The sequence below is a fragment of the Nocardia elegans NBRC 108235 genome (assembly GCF_001612845.1).
Taxonomy (GTDB): domain Bacteria; phylum Actinomycetota; class Actinomycetes; order Mycobacteriales; family Mycobacteriaceae; genus Nocardia; species Nocardia nova.
Map to the genome: position 1 here is coordinate 133,635 of NZ_BDBF01000018.1, position 25,964 is coordinate 159,598.

Here is a 25,964-nt window from a genome sequence, read left to right on the forward strand (position 1 = left end):
AGAACGTCCTCTGATGTCCCCCGCTCGATATGGCTTTCGTCCCCGGTTTCACGACATCAGCGGGAGCGCAGATGGGCATGCCCCGGGCAGCACCGGGTATGCGAGGCAAGAACAGTCGTCCGAGGAGGAGTAATTTGATGTCAGGAGTTGCGGCCCACCTGGGACAGCGAATATCGGCAGCGGCACATTCGGCGTGGGCCATGGTCCACCACCCCCGCCGCGAACCGAACACCGATCTCGCCGCCGAACACCACTCGGCCACGAGCGACCCCACCGGCGGCAGACAGCCCGGCGAACCCGAATCCTCGCCCCGCGGGCTCGGAGGCATGGACTTCTAGCGCCGCCGGCCCTCGGTGCCGAACAAATCGTGCAAACCACGTCGCGTTCGGCGGTTTTCGCGCATCAACGCGGAGGTTCGCACGGAAAGTTCGGGGCATGCCGCTCCGGGCCACCGAGGGCTCTGTCGTCAGCGACGCCAGAACAGATGGTGTGTCACGCCGCTCAGGCTGGGGACCCGCTCCAAGTGAAAGCGGTCTGTGAGTTCGTCCGGACCGGTCCACAATTTTTCGCCGCTGCCGAGTTCGACCGGCGCAACGGCGATGTGCATCTGGTCGATGAGATCCGCCGCGAGGAAATCGCGGATGGTGGAGACACCGCCGCCGATACGCACATCCAAGCCGTTCGCGGCTTCGAAAGCCTTTTCCAGGGCCTCCTTCGGCGACGCATCGAGAAAATGAAATGTGGTTTCCCCCAGCGTGATAGAGGGCCGCGGGTAATGGGTGAGAACGAATACCGGTGTGCGGAACGGCGGCTCGTCGCCCCACCAGCCCTGCCAGTCGAGATTCTCCCACGGCCCGCGCTGGGGACCGAACTTGTTGCGCCCCATGATCTCCGCGCCGATGTTGTTGCGATAGTCGCGAGTGAAGTAGTCGTCGAGGCCATACGTTCCCCCCGGCTCGGTGCGAGTAGGCCAGTGCGCGGTCGGGCCGCACCAGGCGAACAACGCGCTCGGATCGGCGTGCCCGAAGGGCCGCTCCAGACTCTGACCCTCCCCGGCACCGTAACCGTCGCTGGAGAGATTGAAGTTCTGGACACGAACCAATTGAGACATCGATTCCCTTCCGCTTGCACTTTGCAACCGGTTTCAAGGTACCGATACTGCTCTCGAGTCGCAACCAGTTGCCGTGAAAAGCCTCTGGACCGGTCCCGTGAACGCCGACGGCGGAGGAGGTCTCGCGCGGCGCCCGTTCCCACGCTCGATGGCGCTTACTTTCGGTATCGAGCAGAATCGTGCAGTGACCAGGAGGGTGAGCGCGCTTCGCGCACAGGCACATTCGAGACCGACCGCGCTGCGCGGCGTTGACCAAGGAATCCCGCGCGGCGTTCAGCCGCCGGGCGGGACGAATACGGCTGTTCCCCGCGGTCACGGCGGCGCTGCCGGCCGGACTGGCTGTAGCCTCCGCAGCCTACGGATTCCTACGCTGGATCACCCCCGTCGATGAAACCAAGCAAGCCGCCGAAATCGATATCACTCGTGTCGCATTGACCGTTGTCGCCGGTGTCGGCGGCGTGGTCGCCCTGGTCATCGCCTACCGGCGTCAACGCGATCTGGGACAGAGCCGATTTGTCGAACGCTTCGGCGCCGCAGCCGCCCAACTCGGCGCGACGGATGTCGCGGTCCGAATCGCTGGGGTCTACGCGATGGCCGGTGTCGCCGACGAATCCGACGGCCCGCGCCGCCAGCAATGCATCGACGTGCTGTGCGGATACCTCCGCTTGCCCTACAGCCCGGAGCTCGGCGCCAACCACCAGAGCAAACTGGTCGTCAAACAGCACCGCGCGACGGCGGACAACACTCGCGCCGACGACCGGGAACCTACATTCGACTGGAGCACGGACCACAGTCGGAAGCCCGCCAATATCGAACCGCAGGATTGGCCGCCCGCGGTGGCGGCACCAAACCTCTCGGCAGGCTCAGCAAGCCGATACCAGCAGCAATAGATGCGTCTCACGCACCATCGATGACACCGGGCGGGCCGATGTCCGTCTCGCGCGTCAGTCCGGCAGCCAGTGCAGCTCGTGTGCCAGGGTTTTGGCGACGGTGCGGACGCGGCGGTGTAGTGGTGACTGCACGCGCGGGAGGACCAGGTGGATCGTCAAGGTGGGCGCGCCCAGCAGCGGTCGCCACGTGAGACCGGCCGGTTGTGTCGTGACCGCTACTTCACCGGCCGGAGCGAGGGTGAGGCCGTCGCGTAGGTCGCGCTGCGAGATGTCGAAAGAGACTGCGGGCGTGAGGAATCGGGGGCTCGGCCGGGTGTCGCGGAACAGTGCGGCGAGCTGATCGTGGATCACCGGGTTGGCCGCACGGTCGGGAAGTCGCAGCGGATACGCGGCCGCGTCGGCGATCTCGATCTCCGGGTGTTCGGCCAGCGGATGATGCTGTGCCAATTGGACCCCGACGCGCTCGCGCCGCAGCAGGAACCGGCGCACGCCCCGGCCCGGCTGTTCACCGCGGGTGATCCCCGCATCGATGCGGCCGTCGGCGACCGCGGGGGAGATCTCCGGTGTCGCCATCGGGACCGCGCCGACCTCGAGTCCCGGACTGCTGCGAATGAGCTTGTCCACCAGGGCCGGTGCCGTCTCGGCTCCCGTGCTGAGGCTGTATCCGATGCGCAGCGTCCCCAGTTCACCGGCCCCCGCATTCCGGGCGGTGTCCCATGCCCGGTCCAGCGCCGCCAGCGCGGGCGGCGCGGACTCCGCCAAAGCCGCACCGGCCGTGGTCAATACGACGCTACGCGTGTTTCGAACCAGCAGGCTCGTACCGAGTTCCGCCTCCAATCGGCGCATCCGGGCACTGAGTGCGGGCTGCGCGATACCGATCCGTGCGGCCGCGCGGGTGAAGTTCAACTCCTGCGCCAGCACCAGAAAGTACCGCAGGCTCACCGTATCCGGCGCCACATACCCTCCCTGCCGATTGATAACGATCCGTTCTGAGTCTATCCCGTCTCGGTCTTTCCCTCGACCATGCACCAAGCCCTAACCTGCGCATATGACGATTCAACCGACCGCGGTACCGGACACCGCACTCACACACACCGGGAGGCAGTCATGCACAAGTTGGTAGTCCTGTATCCCGAGCCCGCCGACCCCGACCATTTCCGCGACTACTACGTGACCAACCACCTTCCACTGGTCATGAAAATGCCCGGCCTGCTTGCCTGGCGCTACAGCTTCGACGTGGCGGCCCCCAACGGAGAATCGCCGTATTTCGCGGTCTTCGAAGCCGACTTCGCCGACGCCGACGCCGTGGCCGCGGCACGGGCATCACTGCACGGCCGGCGGGCGGCCGCCGATGTCGTCAACTACGCCACCGGCGGTGCGGTCGTCATCGACTATCCGGTGCAGGAAGGCATCAGCTGAGGCGGGACGGCGCTCCGGGACGCGTTCGGCCGGCCGTTACGGCCAAGTCCCGGCTCTCGGAGGAACGCCGTTCCCGGCTGCCGGTTCGTTGAGCGTCTCGACCCCATTGACATCCGCCCGCGGTGGGCACGCACGGAAGGTCGGCTGCCGCTGGTGCGCTGAACACCTTTACCAGCTCCCATGATCGTGCCGGACGAGCGATAACAGGACTCGCCCGCGCACGGCAACTGCTCGTGCGTGGGGCTGGGGCGCCACACCGCCCGCCGCGAAACAACAACTGCCATCGCATGATTCGGAGGGTCGCGGGGTGGGCGGCCCGATCCGGTGACGTCCGCCCCGCGACCCCGATGGGACAGCCCGACCAACCCGACCGGACCGTCCCCGTAACGCACAACGCGGCTACCGGCGGCTGGGTGCCGCCGGTAGCCGGGCGTCATGCGCGGGTCATCGCTTGATCAGCGCGCGCAGAGCGGTGATCGAGGCCCGGCGTTCGTAGGCGATCCAGACGAAGATCGCGGTGAGCGCCAGCGGGAACGGAGCCAATTCCGGGGTGTCGGCCAGGAAGGCGTTGAAACCAGCAGCGAGGAAGGTGACGATCGCCAGGCCGATCGCGGCGGCCGCGGTCAGGCGGGGCACCATGAGTCCGATCCCGCCCGCGACCTCGGCGAGACCGATGAAGACCAACAGCGCCAACGGGATCGAGAAGGCGGTGGCGTTGTTTTCCATCAGGGTCTGCGGGATGACGAGCTTCGGGCCGCCGGAGGCGATGATGAAGAACAGACCGAGCACGATCTGCAGGGTCCACAGGACGCGGTTGCGGATCTTGCCGGGGTGGACGGCGGCGGTCGTCTGGGTGGCGGTGATGGCGGTCATTTCTTGTTCCTTCTGGGTCGGTCGCGCCGGGTTGATGGCGCGTTCACCAGTGAGGACGGGGGCGGTCCGGAAAACTCGTCGCCACGGTCGAAAAAATCTTCACCGCGCCGCCGGCCCGGATGTGCGCTGTGTTTCCGGCCAGAGCTGCCCTCGGATTCGAACTGATCCCGATCAGGACGCACGGAACTGCCGTGTACCGCGCTGACCGGAGCGGCCAGATGGCCGTGCCGGCGAAACGACAGAGCCCCCGCCCGGACATCGGACGAGGGCACAGTAGAGCTTCTACCAGCAGCGATACGGGCGCTGCCCTACTTCTTCGGACGCTGACCGCTTACACGTTGAAGCGGAATTCGACCCGCTCAGCATCGAATATCTGCACGTCAAACATCCTGCTCAGGGCACGACCCGCGTTCCGAAGCCGAATAACCTGTCAGGCAGCTCGCCGAGCCGATCACCGCCGTCAATGCCGCGAGACCGCCTCTCCGACCGCATGGATTTCAGTGCGATCGGTCGCCATCGAGATGATGAACGCGTCATTACCACCGTCGCCGGAGGAGGCCCTGGGTACCGACGCGGTTCGGGTGGTCCAGCAGCTCGGAAAACTCCGAAGCGCGCCGGCACTGACGTTCGAAGTCGTAGTGGAATCTCCATCGGACGTCCGCCACGAAGGGACCTTGGGCCCTGCGCCCGGAGGGGGTCGGCGCAACAGACTGGTCGTTATGCGCAAACGATTCGAGTTGGCTTTCAACGTGTCCTATCTGGCGGTCATCTGGGGACTGGTGATCGCCATGCGGCGAAACCGCAACCAGGTTCCACCGGAAAAGCGCCAGACCGCAGCCCGATTCGAGGAGGCGTTCACCCTGCTGGCGACCGGCGACACCGCGCATCTGGCGTTGCGGGCCGTATCGATGGCACGGGGCGAGGACCGCGGGTACCTGACCTGGCGGGGACGCCGGGCGAGTCTGATCGGCCTCGGGGAGATGGCGACCTCGATCACGATCACCCTGTTCTACGTGCTCTCTCTGGATGCCTGGCGTCTGCGGTTCCGGCGATCGTGGGACGGCTTCACCAGGTCGCTGCTGGGGCTGTCGTTCGTGCGGTTGATCCTGCTGGCGACCCCGTTCAACAACTGGGACAAGGACGAGACGCCGGCAGGCTTCGCCGTGGACCGCAATGTCCCGCTACTGGCCGTGGGTGCGAGCGAGATATACCTCATGCGCCGGGAGGCCACCCGCACCGGCGACCGCACCTTCCGCTTCCTCTCCGACGCCATGGCGGCATCCTTCGCCTGCTATCTCCCGGTCGTTCTGTGGGCGCGCCGCATCCCCCAACTAGGCCTGCTCATGATTCCCAAGACCCTCGCCTACCTGGCCATGGCCTTCCGCGTCTACCGCGACTTCTTCAGCGGCACAGCGCAACCGGCCGAGACGGGGCCGCAGTCGCACCCAGGGCGCGACTCGCTCGAAGGAGGCGGCGAGCCGCGGCCCGCCCACCAGTGAAGTACTCGCGGTGTGCGAACCAGGGTTCTGAAGAGTTGGGCCCGAAGACCCATACCGGCCGTGGTCGGCATCGAGCCACGCAGGCACAGGAGAAAACATGGCGAAACCGACGGACAACAATCAGCCCGGCGTTGTCGGTCCGGAAAAAAACGTGAACCATCGGCCGGAGGTCAGCGGGAATCTCTTGTCCAATATGATGACGATGCGCTGACCGAACCTGCCAGCACGCGTCGCCGGCGAAACGACCGAACCCCCACCCAGACACCGGATGGGGCTCAGTCGAGTCTCTACCAGCGGCGATACACGCGCTGACTTACTTCTTCGCAGACGCTGATCCGCTACGGAACTCGACTCTCTCGACATCGATCAACGGAACTGACTCGAGCTACCGCACAAAGGTACTGGAACAGCTATGCCTACTCAGAGTCATTGCCGCGCAACTGATCCCCCCAAAAGAATCCGACAGTCCGGATACCGCACGTCTTGTCACAGAGGTTGAACGGCGACACACCTTCGGGTCGCCCGCGCTCGGTAATGTCAGAAGGCGCAGTCAGGGGCTTTACGAAGGAACGGCCCCAGAAGGTTGGAAAGCCATCACTCGCTGCCGGCGGCTATCGTGCAGGCCATGCGCAGGTTCACTGTCGGGTCCACGGTGCAGCGGCGCGAAGTACTCCATGGCCGCGTGTGGATGACGATGCCAGTTCAAGTCATTGCGGATGATGATGTGCTCGCCGTCTGGATCGAAGACGGCACCCCCTTCACCTTCTCACCTCATCCGTTCGGTCCGCACCCATGGTCGGGCCAGGACCGGTGGACCGGCAGCAGCGTATTGCAGCTGCATCGACCTACTGATGCCTATTCGGTCTGGGCGTTCTTCCAGCACAACCGGATCGACCACTGGTACATCAACTTCGAAAAGCCTTACAGCCGTGGCCAGGACTATTTCGACACCGACGATCACGGGCTGGACATCGTCATCAAGGACGGAGCTTGGCGGTGGAAGGACCGCGAGGACGTCGCGAAACAAGTTGCCGACGGCCGCATCACGCCAGCAGAAGCCGAAGCAGTCTGGCGCGAGGCCGAACGCGTAGCTTCCGCGTTGGATCACGGCATCTACTGGTGGGTTCCGCGCTGGCAGAACTGGAAGCCCGACCGGTAAACCCACCGCTTCCCCGGGGAAGTTCGGACCCTGCAACCGCAGCTTGGCTACAAAGATTGACTTAATGCCCAGGAGAAGACGATCCGCAGCCGTCCCGGCCCGGTGCAGTCCTCAACCCAGGCGGGCCTCACGACGACTGTTGTTGCTGTGGGCCTGCCGAGGGTAGCAAGCTTAGGCTCGGTGCCGATTCCTTACACGAGATGCATTGCAGGAGTGGGGAGCCCACAGATGTAGGTTCGTGGTGCCGCGTGATCACTTGGGGCGATCTCGATAGTCTGCATGACGGTAGCTGGTTGTTCGTCGGGTGAGCCGATTACGGTGGTCCAACGTCGGCGAGGACTACCGCATCGGTAAACGGGCTCGTTGTTGCGCGTCACCGTCAATGTGACTTCGGCGATCGACTCCTGCGCTATCTGGCGACTGGCGATAACGGCGGAGAGCCGTGGTATGACCAGCAGTTCGCGAACGATGTCGGCGTATCCCTGCCAGCGGCCCGTGCTATCGCGGACGAGGCCATCCAAAAGTGTGATGCGGACCTGGATCGACAGGCGGCGGCGTCAGCAGCGGAGACGGCTTCGGCAGCTGCCAAGACGAGTGAGGAGCAAGCCGCTGCCGCACAGGTTGAGCGCCGGAAGCAGTCATGCGCCGCAATCGGCGGGCGTTAGGACGACACAGGGGTGTGGTGTGCTTCGACTGTGCAGGGCAACCCGAGCGGAGAGGCCGGCGCGGATTGCCGGAATTCGAGGGTGCCGTTCGAGGGGGATGGAATTGACCGGGCGGTGTTGGCGCATGAAAACGAGTGGTATCCGGGGTGTTTCCCGAACGCTTAAGCTCCGGTCTTCCGACAGGCGATTTACCACAGTTGCGGGGCGGCTACGGCATTCAGCCCGGGGCTACCGCACCCCGGCCGGATACGCTGCCATCTGCACACACCAATGAACCGCTCTCACAGGTTCTGGACCCACAGCCGGGTCCCGTCAACCCAGAGCAGATCGATTCCCGCACTTGCGATTCCGTAGTGGTGCCGAGCTGACCGGCCACCGCTCAAATTTGCCATCAGCTATCGAGTGCAGGTGGTACCCATCCATAATGATGCAATGGATGCCGCGCCGAGCGCCCTTAACGATGGAGAGAACCGCATCGACATCCAATACCTGCACGTCGAACGCCTACTCGAAGCTCGGTTCGCGTTCCGAACAACCTCTGAACGGAAGTCAGGGCGTTGCTCGAGTGGAGCTCCGCGGGCGGTGAAACGGTCGGTCCACCACTGCGGTCCGCCGTTTCGTCATGACTGGAGTGCGGTTATCCCCGGCAACCTTTGAGTTGGGCGGCCACCTCGGCGGGGACGAGGTAATGCCCGCAGTCGATGGATGATCCCTGGGCAACGAGGTTCCAGAAGCCTTGCACGCTCGGGTGCAGGAGATAGCCGGTGGGCTGGGGCGCTGCGTCGGTGTGTTGGGACCAGACCATGGCCCAGGATTGGACACATTGGGGCTCGTCGAGCACGATCTTGGGTGTAATTCCGGAGTTCACCAGAATCTGGTGAGCGAAGTCGCGGGTGATTCGCGTGCACGAGGTCGGATCCCCTGATGTGGAGGTCTGCCGCGCTGTGGAGCGTGCCGTCGTTCCCGGTGTCGAATGGTCGCCAGTGCTGGGCGGGACCACGGTTCCGGGTTCCGACCGCGCGGACGGTGCCTGCGCGCCCGCGGTACCGGTCGGCGCTGACGTCGCGGTGACGGCCTGCGCAGAGCCCGGGACAGGTGCAGCTGTATCCGAAGCGTCCTGACAAGCACTGAGCGCGAAGATTGAGATGGTCATCCCGAGCGCGGAAATGGCAACTCTCACTTGATGATTCCTACTTTCGACAGGCCCGGGTGAGCGGTCACGGGAGCGACCGCCGCTGCTCGCGCCTCAGGTTCGGAGCCCCAACCAGCTCCGCGCCAAGAAGACAGTACATTAGTAAGCATTAGCGTATAATCTAACACGGTAGATAGTTTGTCAATGGACCCCCTCCCCGCCGTCACCGCGGTGCCGGCGCGGATCGGATCGTGTCGTCACCGGCGTGCAACGGCGAACACTCGCCGTGCGTGGCATGGCTGCAGCCCCGGCAGGCGGTACAGGCGGCGGGAATGAGGACGAGGCGGCTGCGGCGGATGTCGCGCGGGTGGAATTCGCCTGCGAGGCCGCCTTTCAATCCGGTGCCGTCACACACCGGGCACGGCTTGATTCCCTCCAAGCGCAGGACGGTGACGGGAAAGTACAGATATTCGATCGGTTGGTTGCGGGAGTTTTCTGCTGCTCACAGCAGCGCGGCGGCGAAGGAACGTGGGTGGCGGGAGATGGCGGTCATCGATGCCGCCTACGCCGAAGGCCGAATCGACCGGGCAGCATGGCATGAGGCCGTGCTGGAGCTGATCGAGCCGGTGTATCTGGCGACGGACGATCCACGGGCACAGTCCGGGTACAACGGGACGCGGCGCAATGGGAAACGGCTCGCCATCTGCTGGTGCGGACGCTGCCGTCCAGGGGTGACCGGGCGCTTAGTTTCCTGGACGTCGGCCGCGTCAACGGGCACCTGATGGAGACACTCGCGCAGCGGGCGGCACAGGACGGGATCCGAATCGAACCGCACGGAGTGGATATCTCTTCCGCCCTGATCGACTTGGCCCGCCAGCGCTGCCCGCAGCGGGCAGAGCGGATCTGGGTCGGCAACGCTCACGACTGGTGTCCGCCGCAGCGTTTCGACGTGGTGCGCACCGGACTGGAGTACGTGCCCGAGCGTGAGCGCCCGGGGTTCCTGGCGCACCTGTTCGAGTTCGTGGTCGCGCCTTCGGGGCGACTGGTGGTCGGCATGTTCAACGAGGAGGCTGACCAGGATGCCGCGGCGGCCACGTCACGGTGCTTGATCAGCCCTTGCTCATCGGTTCAGCGGTCTTGCCGTCCTCGGCGGTTCGTTCCGCACGCTGCGCCTTGATGTCGGCCTGCCACTTCTCGAAGTCGGCCCGCATCACGTCGATCTGATGTTCGACGGCTTCCCGGGTGTCCGACCACCAACTCTGCGCGGCCTCCCGCAGTTCCGCCGTGGTCTTTTCGAACTCGTCCCCCTCGCGCTCGAGGGTCGCGCCCAGCTCTTCCCGCTGAGCCTGCAGCGTGGCGCGGTTCTTCTCCCGTGCCGCGGCGGACGACTCTTCGAACTGCTTCACCCGGGCCGCGAGATCCATCAACGATTCCGACAACGGTTTCATATTCTTGCCCTCTCGATATGTTTTGATCCTCATGAAGGATCCGGCATCCGTCGCCATCAAGCGTGGCTTCCCCACCCAGCTGAACCAAGGGCAGAACGTCATCTGATGTCCTACGGTCGATACCGCTTTCGGCCCAGCCCCAAGTGCCGAAGGGCTCTGCGGGCGCGAAGCCGATTCGCGTTCAATCGAAAACGGGAACGCGTCGCCGTCGTCGATACGACGGATCATGAGAACGGAGCACGCCGGTGAAATCCCGGAGATCTGCTCGAGGCCGCCACAGCCGTACTGATCATCTTCGACGCCGTCTGGTTCTGCGTCACTGGGCAACACTTCGGCATGTAGGCGCCTGATGCGCGGTTAGTTCGGCTCGACAGTGGATCCGGACAGGGTGCACACAAGGGGACACGGCGACCTGAGCCCTACCGACGCACAATGATGCCGCTTACGGCGCTGTTCAATACGGCCATAGCACCGATATGTACCACGAGTGAGGCCCCCAACCTGGATCTCCGGTTGAGGCTCACCAGCGTCTCTGTCTGCCACGATGCGGCCTCAGCGCTACTTCTTCCCAGACGCTAATCCGCTACGGAACTCGACTACGTCGCCGTCGTGCATGACGTAGTCCTTACCCTCCATCCGCACCTTGCCGGCGGCCTTGGCGGCGGACATGGAGCCGGCTTCGACCAGGTCGTCGTAGGCGACGATTTCGGCCTTGATGAAGCCGCGTTCGAAGTCGGTGTGGATGACGCCGGCTGCCTTCGGGGCGGTGTCGCCCTGGTGGATGGTCCAGGCGCGGGCCTCTTTCGGGCCGGCGGTGAGGTAGGTCTGGAGGCCGAGGGTGTGGAAGCCGGCTCGGGCCAGGGCGTGCAGGCCGGGTTCGCTTTGGCCGATGGATTCCAGCAGCTCGAGGGCGGACTCGGCGTCCAGTTCCAGGAGTTCGGCTTCGACCTTGGCGTCGAGGAAGACCGAATCCGCCGGGGCGACTGCGGCTTTCAGCTCGGCGACGCGTGCCTCGTCCGTCAGGACCGACTCGTCGGCGTTGAAGACGTAGAGGAAGGGCTTGGTGGTCAGCAGCGACAGTTCGCGCAGGAGGTCGGCGTCGAGCTTGTCGCGGACCGCGTACAGGGTCTTGCCCTCGTTGAGGAATTCCTGGGCCTGCTTGGCGGCGTCGGCCACCGGCTTGCGGTCCTTCTTGACCTTGGCTTCCTTGTCGAGGCGGACCACCGCCTTCTCCAGCGTCTGCAGGTCGGCGAGGATGAGCTCGGTTTCGATGACCTCGATATCGCTGAGCGGGTCGACCTTGCCGTCGACGTGGACCACGTCGTCGTCGGCGAAGACGCGGACCACCTGGCAGATGGCATCGGCCTCACGGATGTTGGCGAGGAACTTGTTGCCCAGGCCCGCGCCTTCGGAGGCGCCCTTCACGATGCCGGCGATGTCGACGAACGACACGGTCGCGGGGACGATGCGCTCGGAGCCGAAGATCTCGGCGAGCTTGTCCAGCCTCGGGTCGGGCAGCGGCACCACGCCGACGTTCGGCTCGATGGTGGCGAACGGGTAGTTCGCCGCGAGCACGTCGTTGCGGGTCAGCGCGTTGAACAGCGTCGACTTTCCGACGTTGGGCAGGCCGACGATACCGAGGGTGAGACTCACGAGTGCAAGAGTCTACGCGGCGCACGTTCGGCAACCGAATCTGCCCAGGTCGCGACCACTGGAGGGAATGCCCCGGCCCGGCGACCGCACCGACCTGATCGAGCGTCTCGTGGACGGCGAAGCGCGACCACCCCGCCGTGGTCGTCCGGTATCCGGACGTGTTCTGTCACCCGCGCGCGACCGGCTACTCAGAAAGTGGCGGGCAGCGCAAGCGCGCTCTCGATCGCCGCATCCAGAGACGCGAGAGTGCCACGGCGGCGTGCGAGCGGATTGCGATAGGAGTGGCACCCCTCGGCGCACCGGAACGCGCGTTCGCTCCGCTGCGCAGCTGAACAAACATACACTGCCGCAACGGATTCGACGGTCCACACCGCAGCCCGCACACTGCGGCCACACCGGGCTAAGGTCGTTTCATGGCGCAGATCCCTCGACTTCCCGGATTGGGCTTGGCCGATGCCGATTGGCTGGTGACCGCCGCACTGGCGGTGGCCTCCGAACATCGATTTCCGCCGCTGGCGGTGGCGGTTACCGATGTGAGCGGTGCGGTGATCGCGCTGCGCCGGGCGGACGGCGGGATGCCGATGACGAGTCGCCTCGCGGTGGCCAAGGCGCGCACCGCACTACTGACACTGCATCCGTCGGGACAACTCCCCCTGCCGGGTGAGATCGTCGACAGCATTCAGCATCTCTACGACGGTGATTACATTCCGTTCGCGGGCGGGGTGCTCGTCACCGAGAACGGGGTGATTCTCGGGGCCGCCGGGGCTTCGGGTGCTCATGCGACACAGGACGAAGAGGCCGTGCAGGTCGCCGTGCAGCGCTGGCACGAATATCGTTCGCACACAGCCTGATCGAGACACTTGCACATGCTCTGGTAGCCGGGGACAGAGGGATCCGACCATGCGACCGGCGCAGTTCCGCGCGTGGCACCACGCCCGCCGGCGGTCTGCTACACCGAGTCCGGCGTCGGTCGGCCAGAAGCCAGCCCGAACTCGGCGCACTCATCGTCCTGTTCGGGCCGACCGCCGCTCACCGCGACCGCACCCACCACAACACCGTCGCGACGGATCAGCCGAGAGCCCGCACCCACCACGATCGGCGTCGGCGACAGCTGATCGATTCGATCGAACAGTGCGGGCCACGCCGCCTGGAGTTGCTGCAGTTCGCCGCCGTCGCGATGAAACAGGGCGACCCCGGCCGCCTTCGCGGGAGCGATCCGGGCCGACAGCGGTGGCGCACCGTCCATCCGGTCCAGCGCTCGCACGTGTCCACCCTCGTCCACGACGGCCACGGTCACCCGCGCACCCAATTCCCCAGCGCGAGAGCGTATCCGAGTGCTGATGGCGTGCGCTTCATCCAGCGTGAGCGACATCTTCTCCACTTCCGATAATCGTTGGCCATACCAACGGTTCACCCAGGCGACGCTACCCCACATTCGTTGGCTCGTCCAACGAATCCAGTAGACTTCACGCATGGACGACACGCCCGCACGCCTGCGCGGCAAACCAAGCTGGCTGGTCAGCAAGACCGCCACACTCGCCCAGCGGCGTATCGGAGAAGCCATGTCGACGGTCGGCGCCCGCGGCTACCATTTCTCGATTCTGGCCGCACTCGACGAGTTCGGGCCCGCCAGTCAAGTGGCGATCGGCCAGCGGTGCCGGATCGACCGCAGCGATATGCACGCCATGCTGGCCGAGCTCGAGGCGCAGAAATACGTTGCGCGAGAGCCGGATCCGGACGACCGCCGCCGCAACCTCATCACCCTCACCGCGGCCGGCGAGCGCCGACTGCACGAACTGGATGCCACGTTGACCGCCGCCCAGGACGAGATATTCGGCGAACTGACGAAGGCGGAGCGCGAACACCTGGTCAAGCTGCTGACCCGCGTGCTGGACAACCGGCAGACTCAGACGCGCGGGTCGCGGCCGAGGTAGCGCAGCAGTGTGTCGACGGCGGTATCGCCGGGCTCGGCATCCAGCACGGCGGCGTACGCGCCCCATTGGCGCAGCGGTTCGATCAGATCGGTTGCGGCAGTGAGGAGATGAGTGGCCAGGGTGTCGGTCAGCGGAGACGGCCGGCCGGTGGCGATCGCGATGTCCCAGGCGTGGACGGCAGCATCCAGGGCGGCCATGACGGCCGCGACAGGGGTCGGGAGGGCGCCGTGCGGGAGCGGGGTGGGAACGGTTTCGGCGTCGTCGGTGACGGTGGCCCAGGCGGCGGCGGTCTGGTCGATGGCGGCGGAGACAAGCTGTGTGCCGGTGCCGTCGAGCGAGCCGGAGGGGGCGAAGGGATCGTAGGCGGGGCCGGTGCCCACCCCCAGGGCCGCGGCGAAGGCGAGCTGATCACCGGCGGCGTGCTGCACGACCTGGGTGACGGTCCACTGCGAGCAGGGAGTCGGCAGGTCCCACTGGGCGGCGCCGATTCCCGCGACCGCGTCGGCGAGGGCACGGTAGGAGTCGGCGACGACGTCACGCCAGACCGGGGCGAGAGCGGCGGCGGGGGAAACGGAGGTGCTGTTCATCGGAGGGCCTTTCGTTCTTCGTTTTCGGCGTTGAACTCAGGTTATGCGCCAATTAGGCTTGTTTTCTTCCTAATAATTCGCTGACGGAAAGTGTCTCGGTGTGACCTCCACCACAACCCGTGTGCTGCGGCTGCTGTCGCTGTTGCAGGACCGCACCTATACCGGTCGGGAGCTGGCGCAACGGCTCGATGTCAGCGACCGGACTTTGCGTCAGGACATCGCACGGCTGCGGGAACTGGGGTATCCGGTCCATGCCGAGCGCGGTGCGGTCGGCGGCTATCGGATCGGCCAGGGCAAGACCATGCCGCCGCTGCTGCTCGACGACGACGAGGCCGTCGCGGTGGCGGTGGCGATCGGCCTCGCCGAGGACGGCTCCACCGGGATCGCGGATATCGACGAGAACGTGGCGCGGGCGCTCGCCAAGCTGGAGCGAATTCTGCCGGTTCGGTTGCAGCGCAAGGTGACAGCGTTGCGCACGGCCACCGAGATCGGTCCCGCGACGACCGGCTCACGCGAACCCGATGCGCCCGTGCCGGCGCAGACTCTGGCCACCCTCGCATCGGCGATACGCGGTACCCGGGTCCTGAACGTCGACGGCGGACGCCTCGAGCCGTATCGGCTGATCAATTGGCAACGCCGGTGGTATCTCGTCGCTTACGACCTCGAAAACCATTGCTGGCGCGCCCTTCCCGTGGCCGCCGTCGACGACGTCGCGACCGGCTCCCACCACTTCGCGGCCCGCACGCTGCCCGACGACGATCTGGTGGCCTTCGTCCTGCGGGAAATCGCCAGGGCCGGTTGGCGAGTCCACGCCCGGGTCACGGTCCTGGCGCCGGCCGACACCGTGATCGCGCGCATCAACCCGGCCGTCGGTGTGGTGGAACCCGTCGACGCGCAGTCGTGTGTGTTGTACACCGGTGCGGACACTTTGGAGACCATCGCGATCTACCTGAGCATGTTGATGATGGACTTCCGCGTCGACGAGCCGCCGGAACTCGTGGACCACATCCGGACACTGGGCCGTCGTTATTCATCGGCTGTCCCGCCCGAATAGCGCTTTCGATGGCCCCCGGAACGGCCCGAGGACAGCCATGTGAGGTGCCGATACGGCACTAACAGCGTTCGTACAGACGAATGAAGGGCTCCGCCTCGGCCGAAATTTTTCGGCCAGGACCCGGGCAACCGCCTACCAGGACCTCGAAGCCGAAGCCTTGGTGCCCGCGGAGGGTGTACTCGACCACGGCACCGGACCGAGCGAGGCGGGGAAGGTGCTGACCGGCCAACTGTGCAGCCTGCTCCGCACTGAACACCTTGCCCGCCGGCGGAAGAATCGCGATGCCCAGTGTGCGGCCACCCATACCGGGCGGGTCGTACACACGGATGTCGGCGAAGTACGGGAAGGGCTGATCGCTGACCACCCACTCCCACAATTCGAGTTCACTGCCGGACGGGAAGCGGGTACGGCGGCTCGGGCTCGAGTCGGGTCCCAGACTCGAGCCCACGATCGAGAGATCGTGGTAACCGGAGGCCACCGTCCAGTCGCGGGCCGCCAGTTCGGGAAACTCGCCGGCGATCTTTCGCATCGCCGCGGTGGCGCTCGAGGGTTCGGCACCAGAACTCGCGGCCACGATGACCTTCTCGGCCGGGCCTTCGACGTTGGCCGCGTATGTTCCGCCGTCGCTCCAATGTATTTCGGCTCCAGGGCGGGTCGCCGACACTCGGGCCCAGGTGTTCGCTGCCTCGGCTTTCGTGGTGGTGTCGCCACCGAAACGCCAGGATGCGAAATACGAGTCCGTCATCCGGACCATTTTCAGCACGGTCGAGTCGCCTCGGTATTGCGGCGGTAGCTGCTGGGTGGCCATCACGCGCACCACGGCCTCTGCCTGCGGGGCCGTTGCGTTGTCCTTCAACCGAACATCGAGGCCGGAGCTGTAGTCACCGTACCGGTGGTACTGGAACTTGTGCGATGCGTCGGCCACCCCCGGCAAGGCCTGTATCGCGGATTCGATCACCCGCGACCAGCTATCACGCTCGGCTTGGTCAGGCCCCTGCATCGGCCTCGAGCACCCGGACACCGAAGCCGCTGCGATCAGCATGATGATCGCCGACAACACCGAACGCGCAGTCCTCACCCACCTATACAACCGCACACCAGATCCGAAGCTACGGATCGCACCCGCGCCCGGCCCGAACGACACGCGGCCACCTGCGGTTTCGTCTCGGACGCTGGGATCCGGTCCGATGAACAGTTTCTGAACGGAGTGCGGATCCCACGGTGGGCTCGCCCGGTTCGGCGGGATTCCGCTACCTTGAGTCAGTTCCACCTGATGTCCGGCCGGGCGGGGAAACTCGTCGCCGATCGGACCTACACCAGCACGGGAGAGTAGCTCGCATGGCGACCATCGAATACCTCCGAACCGAGCCGGACCTGCCTCCCGTCGGGATCGTCGACCGCCGGCCGATCACGCCCGCCAAGAAGGCGATCTTCGCGGCCATCGCCGTCTTCGGTGCGGTCGCCTGGGCGATTCTCGCCGTCGCCCGCGGCGAGAACGTCAACGCGGTATGGATCGTCATCGCGGCGGTGTGCACCTACATCATCGCCTACCAGTTCTACGCCCGGCTGATCGAGTGGAAGATCACCACACCGCGCGACGACACCGCCACTCCGGCAGAGGAACTGGAAAACGGCACCGACTACATGCCGATGGACCGCCGGGTCCTGTTCGGTCACCATTTCGCCGCCATCGCCGGCGCCGGGCCGCTGGTCGGGCCGGTCCTCGCGGCGCAGATGGGGTATCTGCCGGGCACGCTGTGGATCGTGATCGGCGTCGTGCTCGCCGGTGCAGTCCAGGACTATCTGGTGCTGTGGGCATCGGTGAAGCGCCGCGGCCGCAGCCTCGGGCAGATGGCCCGCGACGAACTCGGTGTGGTGGGCGGTATCGCGGCGCTGATCGCGGTGCTGGTGATCATGGTGATTCTGCTGGCCGTGCTGGGCATCGTGGTGGTCAACGCGCTCGCCGCGACCAAGGGGGCCGACGGGCAGCTGCACGGCGGCAGCCCGTGGGGTGTGTTCTCGATTTCGATGACGATTCCGATCGCGCTGCTGATGGGCCTGTACCTGCGCTATGTGCGGCCGGGCAAGGTCGGCGAGATCTCCGTCGTCGGCTTCGTGCTGTTGCTGCTGGCCATCGTCTCCGGGCGCTGGGTGTCGGAATCCGGCTGGGGCCGTGACCTGTTCACCCTCTCGGGCACCACCATCGCGTGGATGCTGATCATCTACGGCTTCATCGCCTCGGTGCTGCCGGTGTGGCTGCTGCTGGCCCCGCGCGACTATCTGTCGACGTTCATGAAGGTCGGCACGATCGTGCTGCTGGCGCTGGGCGTGGTGATCACCATGCCAGTGCTGCACGCCCCCGCGGTCTCCCAATTCGCCGGCAACTCCAAGGGTCCGGCCTTCGCCGGCAGCCTGTTCCCCTTCCTGTTCATCACCATCGCCTGCGGTGCGCTCTCCGGATTCCACGCGCTGGTCTCCTCGGGCACCACGCCGAAACTGCTCGAAAAGCAGTCGCAGGCACGGATGATCGGCTACGGCGGCATGCTGATGGAGTCGTTCGTCGCGGTGATGGCGATCATCGCGGCCAGCATTCTCGACCAGCATCTGTACTTCGCGATGAACACCGGCGGCCTCACCAGCGCGCAGGCCGCCGCCGACAAGGTGAACGCCCTCGGGCTCGGCGGCACACCGATCACCGCGAACGAGTTGAACCAGGCCGCTCACGACGTGGGTGAGCAGGCGATCTACTCGCGCACCGGCGGCGCGCCCACCCTGGCCGTCGGTATGGCCGAGGTGATGCACAACTTCATCGGCGGCGCCGCGATGAAGTCGTTCTGGTACCACTTCGCGATCATGTTCGAGGCGCTGTTCATCCTGACCACCATCGACGCGGGCACCCGCGTCGCGCGGTTCATGCTCTCGGACACGCTCGGCAACCTCGGCGGCCCGGCGCGCAAATTCAAGGATCCGTCTTGGCGGCCCGGAGCCTGGCTGTGCACGTTCGTCGTGGTCGCGGCCTGGGGTTCGGTGCTGCTGATGGGCGTGACCGATCCGCTCGGCGGCATCTACACGCTCTATCCGCTGTTCGGCATCGCCAATCAGCTGCTGGCCGCGGTCGCGCTGACGGTGGTGCTGGTGATCGTGATGAAGAAGCGGCTGTGGAAGTGGGCCTGGATTCCGGCGCTGCCGCTGATCTGGGATCTCATCGTCACCATGACGGCCTCGTGGCAGAAGATCTTCTCCGGCGACAAGAATATCGGCTACTGGACCCAGCACCGCATCTACAGCGACGCTCGTGACGCCGGGAAGGTGCTGGCGCCGGCCAAGAGCATGGCCGATATGGACAAGGTCGTGCGCAACACGTTCATCCAGGGCTCACTGTCGATCATCTTCGCGGTGCTGGTGCTGATCGTGGCGGCGGTCGGTGTGATCGTCTGTGTGCAGGCGGTGCGCCGCGGCGGTGGGGCCACCACCGAGACTCCGGAGGTACCGTCGAAGATCTTCGGGCCGTCGGGTTTCGTGACGACGAAGGCCGAGAAGGAGGTGCAGCGCGAATGGGCGGAATACGAGCGTTCGGGCGCGGCGAAGGTCCCCGGCGCGGCCGCGGCGACGCCGGAACCGGCTTCTTAGCAAGCGAATTCGAGGATCTCGGCACGGCGGCAGGACCCGTGCCGGGTCCGCCTGCCGCCACGGATGCGGCGAAGGCGCACCGACGGACCGGCGCTGTGCTGCGGGCTCCGCTGGACGCGGTCCGGGCGGGAGCCCGCTATATGAACGCGGTGCTCGGCGGGCAGGACTACCCGCGATATGTGGAACATCTGCGGCGTCGGCATCCCGACCGGCCGATTCCGACCGAGAGTGAATACTGGCGCGAACGGCACGCGGCGGCCGATCGCAACCCCGGGACCCGGTGCTGCTGAGCTCGCCCCGCCGCTGATCGGCGGCGAGCCCGGTCGACCGGGCAACCGGAAGCGGTTCCAGGCATCCGGCTCGCCTCGGTCGCCGCACCCCGCCGGCGAGCGGTCGGTTCCGGTGCGATTCGCCCGTCCACACGGCCCCGGTGGCCGAAACGTTCGCGTGTGATCTGCGACCAACCCTGCACACCTCACCCGCCCGCTCCGGCCGACCCGAAACCCTTGCGACGCTGTGGAATAGGCCCTTTACGGCGGTTATATCCAGCTGCTCTCACCCAGCGCACCGTTGATAGCCGACAGCTATGTCGCTGAAACGTTGACCATCCGGGGTAGTTGTCTGATTCCCGCTAGCGCAGGCGGGCTCGGGCTGACAAGGTGGACTGCGTGAGTGTGAACGGTCTGGACTTCGAGCGCTGTTATCGAGCGGTGGCCACCCGCGATGCCCGTTTCGACGGGCAATTCGTCACGGCGGTGCGCACCACCGGAATCTACTGTCGGCCATCGTGTCCTGCTATCACTCCGAAGCGTACGAATGTCACGTTCCTCCCCACCGCGGCCGCCGCGCAGCAGAACGGATTCCGCGCCTGCCGCCGGTGCCTGCCCGATGCCGCGCCCGGCTCACCCCTGTGGAACACCCGCGCCGATCTGGCCGCGCGGGCGATGCGACTGATCGCCGACGGCGTGATCGAACGCAGCGGCGTCCCCGGCCTGGCCGACAAACTCGGCTATTCGCAGCGGCAACTGACCCGGGTACTCACCGCCGAACTCGGCGCCGGTCCGCTCGCCCTGGCTCGCGCCCATCGCGCTCACACCGCCCGGCTGCTCATCCAGACCACGCGAATGCCCATGTCCGACATCGCCTTCGCGGCCGGCTTCGCCAGCATCCGGCAGTTCAACGACACCGTGCGCGAGGTGTTCGTGGTGAGTCCGACCGTGTTGCGCGAGGAGGCGCGGCGGCTGCGCGGCGACGCACTGCCCGCCACCAACGGCGCCCTCACCCTGCGCCTGCCCTATCGCGAACCGCTCGACGCGAGCTGGCTCGAATGGTTCCTCTCCGCGCATGCCGTCCCCGGACTGGAGAGCTGGGAGGACGGCGTCTACACGCGCAGCCTGCGCACTCCGCACGGGCATGCCACGGTGCGCGCGAGCATCCATCCCGGCCATGTGCGGGCCAGCCTGGCGCTGCACGATATGCGCGATCTGGCGCCGACCGTCGCGCGGATCCGGCACCTGCTCGACCTGGACGCCGATCCGGTCGGGATCGATGCCGCCCTCACCGAGGGCTTCGGGCCCGGGGCGCCGGCCATCGGCGCGGGCATCCGCGTACCGGGCTGCCTGGACGGCTCGGAGTTGTTGCTGCGCACCATGATCGGTCAGCAGATCTCGGTGTCGGCGGCGACCACGCACACCGCCCGCCTGGTCGACGCGCTGGGTGAGAACGTCAACGGCCCGATGCCGCGCCTGTTCCCCACCGCCGAAGCCATCGCCGAACGGGGCGCCGACGTACTGACCGGACCGGCCCGGCGGACCGCCTCGATCGTGGGCGCCGCCCGTGCCCTCGCCTCCGGTGACCTGCGTCTGCATGCCGGCCGGACCGCCGCCGACGTCCGCCGCGATCTGCTCGCCCTCGACGGGGTCGGCCCGTGGACCGCCGACTACGTGACCATGCGCCTGCTCGCCGACCCCGACATCCTGCTGCACACCGATCTCGTGGTCCGGCAGGGCGCGGCCCAGTACGGCATCGATCTCACCGATACGTCGCGATGGGCGCCGTGGCGGTCGTATCTGTCGATGCATCTGTGGAAGCGCGCGCTCTCCGAACGCACCGCGGTGGCCGGCGCCGCAACCGCGCGAGCTGCCCTCGCACGCAACGGTGGATACCCCGCCGGCCGCGACGACGCCACCCGGCCCGCGCCCGCGCGCAGCACGCTCGACCGTCGTGGCGACGCCGCGCGCACCGGAGTCGCGGCCGCCGAGGCCGGCCGTCGCGCGGCCTATCTGGGCGCGCGGCGATGAGCACCGCCGATTACGCGACCGTACCGACCCCGATCGGGCCGTTCACGGTCATCGCCGATGCCGACGGCGCGGTCCTGGCCTCCGGCTGGACCGCCGACGCGGAAGGTCTGCGCGGTCTCGTCCATCCGCGGCTGCGGCCGGACGCGTTGCGCCGCTACGACGCGCTGGACGAGCTCACCGACACCGTCGAGCGGTATCACCAGGGCGAGCTGGATGCCGTCGACGGAGTGGCGGTCCGGCAGGTGTCCGGTCCGTTCCTCGAACACGCGTGGTCGGTCCTGCGAGCGGTGCCGGCCGGCGCGCCGATCACCTACACCGCCTTCGCCGTTCGGTCCGGCCGCCCGGAGGCCATCCGCGCCGCCGCCAACGCCTGCGCGCGCAATGCCGCCGCCCTCTTCGTTCCGTGCCACCGGATTCTCCGCACGGACGGCTCACTCGGCGGCTTCCGCTGGGGGCTCGGCTGTAAGCGCTGGCTGCTCGCCCACGAGCGCGCGGCGGAGGACAGCGCCCACCTCAGCCGCTGAACGCTATCCCGGATCCCCCGCGCCGAACTCGTGTCGAACCCTCGCTTCGGCGGGCAGAATGCGGAACGACGAAGGAGTTCTGCATGGAAACGATCGTGTCGGTCACAGGTGGCAAGGTCCGGGGCGACACCGAGAACGCGGTGAGCACATTCCTCGGTATTCCCTACGCGGCCGCGGCCGTCGGTCCGGCCCGGTTCGACCTGCCGCGGCCGGTTCCGGAGTGGGACGGCGTGCGCGATGCGCTGACCTACGGGGCGACCTGTGTGCAGTCGCAGTATCCCGCGCCGATCCACGCCCTGATCGGCAGCGACGGGCTGCCCGGAGACGAGTACCTGAACCTGAACGTGTGGACGCCCGAGGTCGGCGGCTCGGGTCTGCCGGTCATGGTCTGGATTCACGGCGGTGCCTTCACTCGCGGCTCCAACGCCCGGACCATGTACGACGGAAGTACGTTCGCCCGCGACGGGGTCGTGGTGGTGTCGATCAACTATCGGCTCGGGATCTCCGGCTTCGCCGCCGTGCCCGGCGCGCCGCTCAACCGCGGGCTGCACGACCAGATCTTCGCGCTGCGCTGGGTGCGCGACAATATCGCGGCGTTCGGCGGGGACCCCGACAATGTGACCGTCTTCGGTGAATCGGCGGGCGGGATGAGCGTGGTCGATCTGCTGACCGCCGCACCGGCGCGCGTCCTGTTCCGTCGCGCGATCGTGCAGAGCGGCAACGGATCCGCGGTCGCCGAGGCCGACGACGCGGTCAAGGTCGCCGAAAATCTCGCTCGCACACTGGGAATCGAGCCGACGGCGGCGGCCTTCGGCGAACTCGGACCGGATCGGCTGCGAACCGCACAGGACGCGGTGGCGCTGGAGTTGATCACGAATCCCGATCCGAATCGGTGGGGCCGTACGATCATCGACCACGGTCTCGGGATTCTGAGCTTCTTCCCGGTGATAGACGGTGAACTCATCGAGGATCGGCCGATCGATGTGCTGGACCGCTCCACCGCCCACGCGGTGCCGTTGCTCATCGGCTGGACTGCCGAGGAATTCCGGTTCTTCACCTTTCCGACCGGCATCGCGGCCACGCTCACCGACGAGACGCTGGGCCCGGTGCTGTCCCGCTACGGCGTCGACCCCGCCGTGGTGCGGGTGTATGCCGAGCATCGGCCGCGGGCCACAGCCGCCGACCTGTTCGCGGCCGTGATCACCGACGTGGTCTTCCGCGACGATTCGATGCGCATCGCGGCGGCCAACGCCGCCGCCGGTGCACCGACGCACGTGTACGAATTCGGCTGGCGCAGTGAGGTTCCCGATCTCGGCGCCTGTCACGTGCTGGAGATCCCGTTCGTCTTCGACAAACTCTCCGAGGCGCATCCGCTGACCGGACCGAACCCGCCGCAACCACTGGCCGACGACGTCCACCGGGCCTGGGTGGATTTCGCGACGCACGGCGACCCGGGATGGGCGCCGTTCGGAACGGACCGGCAGGTGCGGATGTTCGACTTCCCGAGCTCGGCCACCGTGCCCGACCCACACGCCGCGGAACTGCTTGCGCTGCGCGAATCGGGGAGCAGATTGCGCCGCGGGTGATCAGGCGACGATCGAACGCAGCCGCGAGCCGGTCGGTTCCCGGATGACGTGGAGCCGGCTGGGAATGCGCTGTCGCATCTCGTCGACGTGGCTGACCACGCCGACAACCCTTCCACCCGAACGTAATTCGTCCAGTACACCCATCACGGCGTCGAGGGTGTCGGCGTCGAGGCTGCCGAAGCCCTCGTCGATGAACAGGGTGTCCAGTACCAGGCCGCCGGATTCCGCCGCGACCACATCGGCGAGGCCGAGCGCCAGTGACAGCGAGGCCATGAAGGTTTCACCACCGGACAGGGTTTTCGCGGGACGGACCGCGCCGGTGTAGTCGTCGCGGATGTCCAGGCCGAGACCGCCGCGGCGCCCGCGCGGGCCGGCCGCATCGGAATGGACGAATTCGTATCGGCCACCGGACATCCGCCGCAGGCGTGCCGAACCGGCGATCGCGACCTCTTCCAGTCGCGCGGCGAGCACATAGGAGCGCAGGGACATACGGCGGTTGTTGGCACCGCGGCCCGCGACCACGTCGGCGAGCCCCTCGAGTTCGGTGTGCGCCTGCTGCAGGGGGGCGATGCGGTCGGCCGCGGCCCACAGCTGACTGCCGAGTTCCTCGAGTTGGGCCACGCGGCGGGTGCTCTCGGCGTGCGCGGCGACCGCGGCGTCCAGCGCGCGGCGGGCCTCGGCCACGGCCGCCTCGACCTCGGCGAGGTCCACGGCGGCGGCATCGGCCGCGGCTCGGACCTCGGGTTCGGCCAGAACCGCTTCGGCGTGGGCGCGACGGCGGTCGGCGGCGACGAGCTCGGCCTCCATCTCTTTCTGCTGCTGCGATGTACGAGTCGCGGCCGCAACGACTTTCGCATAGGCGGCGAGCACGGCGTGGTCGGGCGCGCCGGACGCGGGACGCTCGGGTTCCGGAGCTGCCGGCAGTTCGGCGGCGCGGGCGGTCTGTTCGACGCGGCGGGCGAGGTCGGCGAACTGGTCGTCGGCGACGGCGGCGTCGGCGCGGGCGGTGAGCAGATCCGTGGCGTCGGCGATGAGCGCGTCCAGCCGGGCACGGCGACGCTCAACCGTGCCGTCGGCGCCGGCCGCCACCCGGACTCGATCCGTCAGTTCGGCCAGCCGGCGGTCGGCGGCCAAGATGCGTTCCTGCACTGCGCTGGAACGGCTTTCGAGTTCTCGAAGGCGGCTGTGCAGTTCGGTTTCGGCGCTGCGCAGCCGCTCCACCTCGGCGCCGCGATCGGCGGCGGCGCTCGCCTTCTGCTGTGCGGAGCGGAACTGCTCGGTCGCCGCGTTCACGGCGGCGGCCAATTCCGCGGGGTCGCCGTCGCCGCCGCGCTCCCCGAGCAGTTCGATCCGGCGTTCCAGTTCCGTGCGGCGGGTGAGGGCGCGGTCGCGTCGTTGTTCGGCGGCGCGTTCGGCCTGCACCGCCGCGTCCTCGTCGGATTTCGCGACGGTGACGGCGGTGGGCCGGGCGGGAGCCGGATGGTCGGCGGAACCGCACACGGTGCACGGCTGCCCTTCGACGAGTGCACCCGCCAGCTCCGCCGCCATTCCGGCGAGGCGACGTTCGCGAAGATCGAGGGTGCGCTCGCGCGCATCGGTATGGTCCGCCCGGGCCCGCTCGAATTCCTCGCTCGCTGTGGCCAGTTCCTTCCGCGTGCCCACGAGCTCGACCGCAGCCTGCGCCGCGGCGCGGGTTCGCTCGCATTCGCGTTCCAGACCCGGCAGCGCGGCCTTGGCATCCGCCGCCTCCCGCAGCGCCACCTCGGCCGATCGAATGGCCTGTGGCAACTGCTCCCTGCGCTGCGACAGCTGTTCCAGCTCGCGCGATACGGTGGCGTATTCCGTTCGCAGCCCGGCCAATTCGGCGGTCACGCGGACGGCCGACTCGGCGTCCGCGCGAACCTCTTCCAGCGAGCCGATATGCGCGGACCACCGTTGTACCGCGGCGTCGAGACCGCGCGGGGTTGCGGCGTGCGTATCCGCCGGACGCGGGCTGTCTTCCGCTTGGCGCGGGTTCACGCTCCCACCCATTGCGCCGGTCGAGATATCGGGCGTCCCGGCGTCGGCTGCGGCCGCTCCCGCCGCATCGGTGCCCGAGTCGTCGAGCGCGCCGGCAACCTTCTGCCCGCCCGGCCGGCCCGGCTGGTTCTGGGCGCCCGCATCGGAGCGAGTCCGGTTACCGCGCGACTCCGGCGCCGTTGCGGGCCGGACGAGGTCGATGGAGAACAACTCCCATTCGATCGGTTCGTCCACCGCACCGGGCTCCTCCGGTGAGGGTGCCGTGGCCACCACACCGTCGTCGGCGGCAGCGCCACCGATGTCCGGAATGGCCGAGAGTTCCTCGGCCATATCGGTATCCGCCAATTCGGCGGCAGCGAGATCGGTTGCGGCCCAAGTCGTTCCGGGAAGCTCCGCGGATTCGGGTTCGAGCAGGCGGGCGGCCAGGCGTTCGGCCAGGTCGCGGGCTTCGTCGGTGCGGCGGCGCCGGGTGACCGCGGCC

At 67.2% G+C, this 25,964-nt stretch carries 24 protein-coding genes; 15 read left to right on the forward strand and 9 right to left on the reverse strand.

Annotation, left to right across the window (positions count from 1 at the left end; genetic code table 11):
• The first annotated feature begins 137 nt into the window (after positions 1-137).
• Positions 138-338 carry a hypothetical protein gene (locus NE2_RS35695; protein ID WP_146165241.1) on the forward strand — a complete coding sequence of 67 codons (201 nt, stop codon included), beginning with the start codon at positions 138-140 and terminating at the stop codon, positions 336-338.
• 128 nt (positions 339-466) lie between these two features.
• On the opposite strand, the gene NE2_RS15360 is transcribed toward NE2_RS35695, so the two are convergent.
• Positions 467-1,111, reverse strand: a complete 645-nt coding sequence (locus tag NE2_RS15360; RefSeq protein ID WP_063026695.1) for a dihydrofolate reductase family protein — start codon at positions 1,109-1,111, stop codon at positions 467-469.
• 248 nt (positions 1,112-1,359) lie between these two features.
• Between NE2_RS15360 and NE2_RS15365 the strand changes: the two genes are divergently transcribed.
• Positions 1,360-2,001 (forward strand): hypothetical protein, encoded by a 642-nt coding sequence (locus NE2_RS15365; protein ID WP_063026697.1) that lies wholly within the window; start codon positions 1,360-1,362, stop codon positions 1,999-2,001.
• Positions 2,002-2,055: 54 nt separating this feature from the next.
• On the opposite strand, the gene NE2_RS15370 is transcribed toward NE2_RS15365, so the two are convergent.
• Positions 2,056-2,958: a LysR family transcriptional regulator gene (locus NE2_RS15370; protein WP_063026699.1), complete on the reverse strand. Its 903-nt coding sequence runs from the start codon at positions 2,956-2,958 to the stop codon at positions 2,056-2,058.
• Between the two features lie 150 nt (positions 2,959-3,108).
• Between NE2_RS15370 and NE2_RS15375 the strand changes: the two genes are divergently transcribed.
• Complete coding sequence (locus NE2_RS15375) at positions 3,109-3,420, forward strand: EthD family reductase (RefSeq protein ID WP_063026701.1); 312 nt, start codon at positions 3,109-3,111, stop codon at positions 3,418-3,420.
• Between the two features lie 444 nt (positions 3,421-3,864).
• Here the strand turns inward: NE2_RS15375 and NE2_RS15380 are convergent, their stop codons facing one another.
• Positions 3,865-4,293: a DoxX family protein gene (locus NE2_RS15380; RefSeq protein WP_063026703.1), complete on the reverse strand. Its 429-nt coding sequence runs from the start codon at positions 4,291-4,293 to the stop codon at positions 3,865-3,867.
• 719 nt (positions 4,294-5,012) lie between these two features.
• Between NE2_RS15380 and NE2_RS15385 the strand changes: the two genes are divergently transcribed.
• From NE2_RS15385 to NE2_RS37670, 4 genes are all read left to right on the forward strand, one after another.
• Positions 5,013-5,792 (forward strand): hypothetical protein, encoded by a 780-nt coding sequence (locus NE2_RS15385; RefSeq protein WP_063026705.1) that lies wholly within the window; start codon positions 5,013-5,015, stop codon positions 5,790-5,792.
• Between the two features lie 625 nt (positions 5,793-6,417).
• Positions 6,418-6,951 (forward strand): ribonuclease FAU-1 family protein, encoded by a 534-nt coding sequence (locus NE2_RS15390; protein WP_063909396.1) that lies wholly within the window; start codon positions 6,418-6,420, stop codon positions 6,949-6,951.
• A 2,087-nt stretch (positions 6,952-9,038) separates the two neighbouring features.
• Positions 9,039-9,530 carry a hypothetical protein gene (locus NE2_RS36275; protein ID WP_167356741.1) on the forward strand — a complete coding sequence of 164 codons (492 nt, stop codon included), beginning with the start codon at positions 9,039-9,041 and terminating at the stop codon, positions 9,528-9,530.
• Positions 9,530-9,925, forward strand: a complete 396-nt coding sequence (locus NE2_RS37670) for a class I SAM-dependent methyltransferase (RefSeq protein WP_195022606.1) — start codon at positions 9,530-9,532, stop codon at positions 9,923-9,925. Before NE2_RS36275 ends, NE2_RS37670 begins: the two co-directional genes overlap by 1 nt.
• Here NE2_RS37670 and NE2_RS35700 read toward each other — a convergent pair.
• Together NE2_RS35700 and ychF are read right to left on the reverse strand one after the other, a co-directional pair.
• Positions 9,858-10,523 (reverse strand): hypothetical protein, encoded by a 666-nt coding sequence (locus NE2_RS35700; RefSeq protein ID WP_146165242.1) that lies wholly within the window; start codon positions 10,521-10,523, stop codon positions 9,858-9,860. The two genes, NE2_RS37670 and NE2_RS35700, sit on opposite strands and share 68 nt — an antisense overlap.
• Before the next feature lie 231 nt (positions 10,524-10,754).
• Complete coding sequence (gene ychF / locus NE2_RS15410; RefSeq protein WP_063026716.1) at positions 10,755-11,849, reverse strand: redox-regulated ATPase YchF; 1,095 nt, start codon at positions 11,847-11,849, stop codon at positions 10,755-10,757.
• A 413-nt stretch (positions 11,850-12,262) separates the two neighbouring features.
• Here ychF and NE2_RS15415 point away from each other — a divergent pair, with 413 nt between their 5' ends.
• A complete protein-coding gene (locus tag NE2_RS15415) occupies positions 12,263-12,700 on the forward strand; it encodes a GlcG/HbpS family heme-binding protein (RefSeq protein WP_030518629.1) in 438 nt (145 codons plus the stop codon).
• Between the two features lie 98 nt (positions 12,701-12,798).
• On the opposite strand, the gene NE2_RS15420 is transcribed toward NE2_RS15415, so the two are convergent.
• Positions 12,799-13,413: a GlcG/HbpS family heme-binding protein gene (locus NE2_RS15420; RefSeq protein WP_106958519.1), complete on the reverse strand. Its 615-nt coding sequence runs from the start codon at positions 13,411-13,413 to the stop codon at positions 12,799-12,801.
• On the opposite strand from NE2_RS15420, the gene NE2_RS15425 reads away from it, so the two are divergent.
• Positions 13,322-13,783: a MarR family winged helix-turn-helix transcriptional regulator gene (locus NE2_RS15425; protein ID WP_063026720.1), complete on the forward strand. Its 462-nt coding sequence runs from the start codon at positions 13,322-13,324 to the stop codon at positions 13,781-13,783. The genes NE2_RS15420 and NE2_RS15425 overlap by 92 nt on opposite strands.
• On the opposite strand, the gene NE2_RS15430 is transcribed toward NE2_RS15425, so the two are convergent.
• Positions 13,756-14,370, reverse strand: coding sequence for a TIGR03086 family metal-binding protein (locus NE2_RS15430; protein WP_063026722.1), 615 nt, complete (start codon positions 14,368-14,370; stop codon positions 13,756-13,758). The genes NE2_RS15425 and NE2_RS15430 overlap by 28 nt on opposite strands.
• A gap of 100 nt (positions 14,371-14,470) precedes the next feature.
• On the opposite strand from NE2_RS15430, the gene NE2_RS15435 reads away from it, so the two are divergent.
• Positions 14,471-15,424, forward strand: coding sequence for a helix-turn-helix transcriptional regulator (locus NE2_RS15435; protein WP_063026724.1), 954 nt, complete (start codon positions 14,471-14,473; stop codon positions 15,422-15,424).
• Between the two features lie 58 nt (positions 15,425-15,482).
• Here NE2_RS15435 and NE2_RS15440 read toward each other — a convergent pair whose 3' ends face one another.
• Positions 15,483-16,424: a hypothetical protein gene (locus NE2_RS15440; RefSeq protein WP_146165243.1), complete on the reverse strand. Its 942-nt coding sequence runs from the start codon at positions 16,422-16,424 to the stop codon at positions 15,483-15,485.
• Between the two features lie 338 nt (positions 16,425-16,762).
• On the opposite strand from NE2_RS15440, the gene NE2_RS15450 reads away from it, so the two are divergent.
• The 5 genes from NE2_RS15450 (at position 16,763) to NE2_RS15470 (ending at position 23,464) form a co-directional block, all read left to right on the forward strand.
• A complete protein-coding gene (locus tag NE2_RS15450; protein ID WP_063026730.1) occupies positions 16,763-19,054 on the forward strand; it encodes a carbon starvation CstA family protein in 2,292 nt (763 codons plus the stop codon).
• A 95-nt stretch (positions 19,055-19,149) separates the two neighbouring features.
• A complete protein-coding gene (locus NE2_RS37090; protein ID WP_373862251.1) occupies positions 19,150-19,344 on the forward strand; it encodes a YbdD/YjiX family protein in 195 nt (64 codons plus the stop codon).
• Between the two features lie 369 nt (positions 19,345-19,713).
• The gene (locus NE2_RS15460; RefSeq protein WP_082856877.1) at positions 19,714-21,354 is read left to right on the forward strand and encodes an AlkA N-terminal domain-containing protein; all 1,641 of its coding nucleotides are present in this window, start codon (positions 19,714-19,716) and stop codon (positions 21,352-21,354) included.
• Positions 21,351-21,878, forward strand: a complete 528-nt coding sequence (locus tag NE2_RS15465; protein ID WP_063026732.1) for a methylated-DNA--[protein]-cysteine S-methyltransferase — start codon at positions 21,351-21,353, stop codon at positions 21,876-21,878. The genes NE2_RS15460 and NE2_RS15465 overlap by 4 nt, the downstream gene beginning before the upstream one ends.
• A gap of 83 nt (positions 21,879-21,961) precedes the next feature.
• Positions 21,962-23,464 carry a carboxylesterase/lipase family protein gene (locus NE2_RS15470; protein ID WP_063026734.1) on the forward strand — a complete coding sequence of 501 codons (1,503 nt, stop codon included), beginning with the start codon at positions 21,962-21,964 and terminating at the stop codon, positions 23,462-23,464.
• On the opposite strand, the gene NE2_RS15475 is transcribed toward NE2_RS15470, so the two are convergent.
• The gene (locus NE2_RS15475; protein ID WP_084494070.1) at positions 23,465-25,813 is read right to left on the reverse strand and encodes an SbcC/MukB-like Walker B domain-containing protein; all 2,349 of its coding nucleotides are present in this window, start codon (positions 25,811-25,813) and stop codon (positions 23,465-23,467) included. It lies immediately after the preceding gene.
• Between the last annotated feature and the right edge of the window lie 151 nt (positions 25,814-25,964).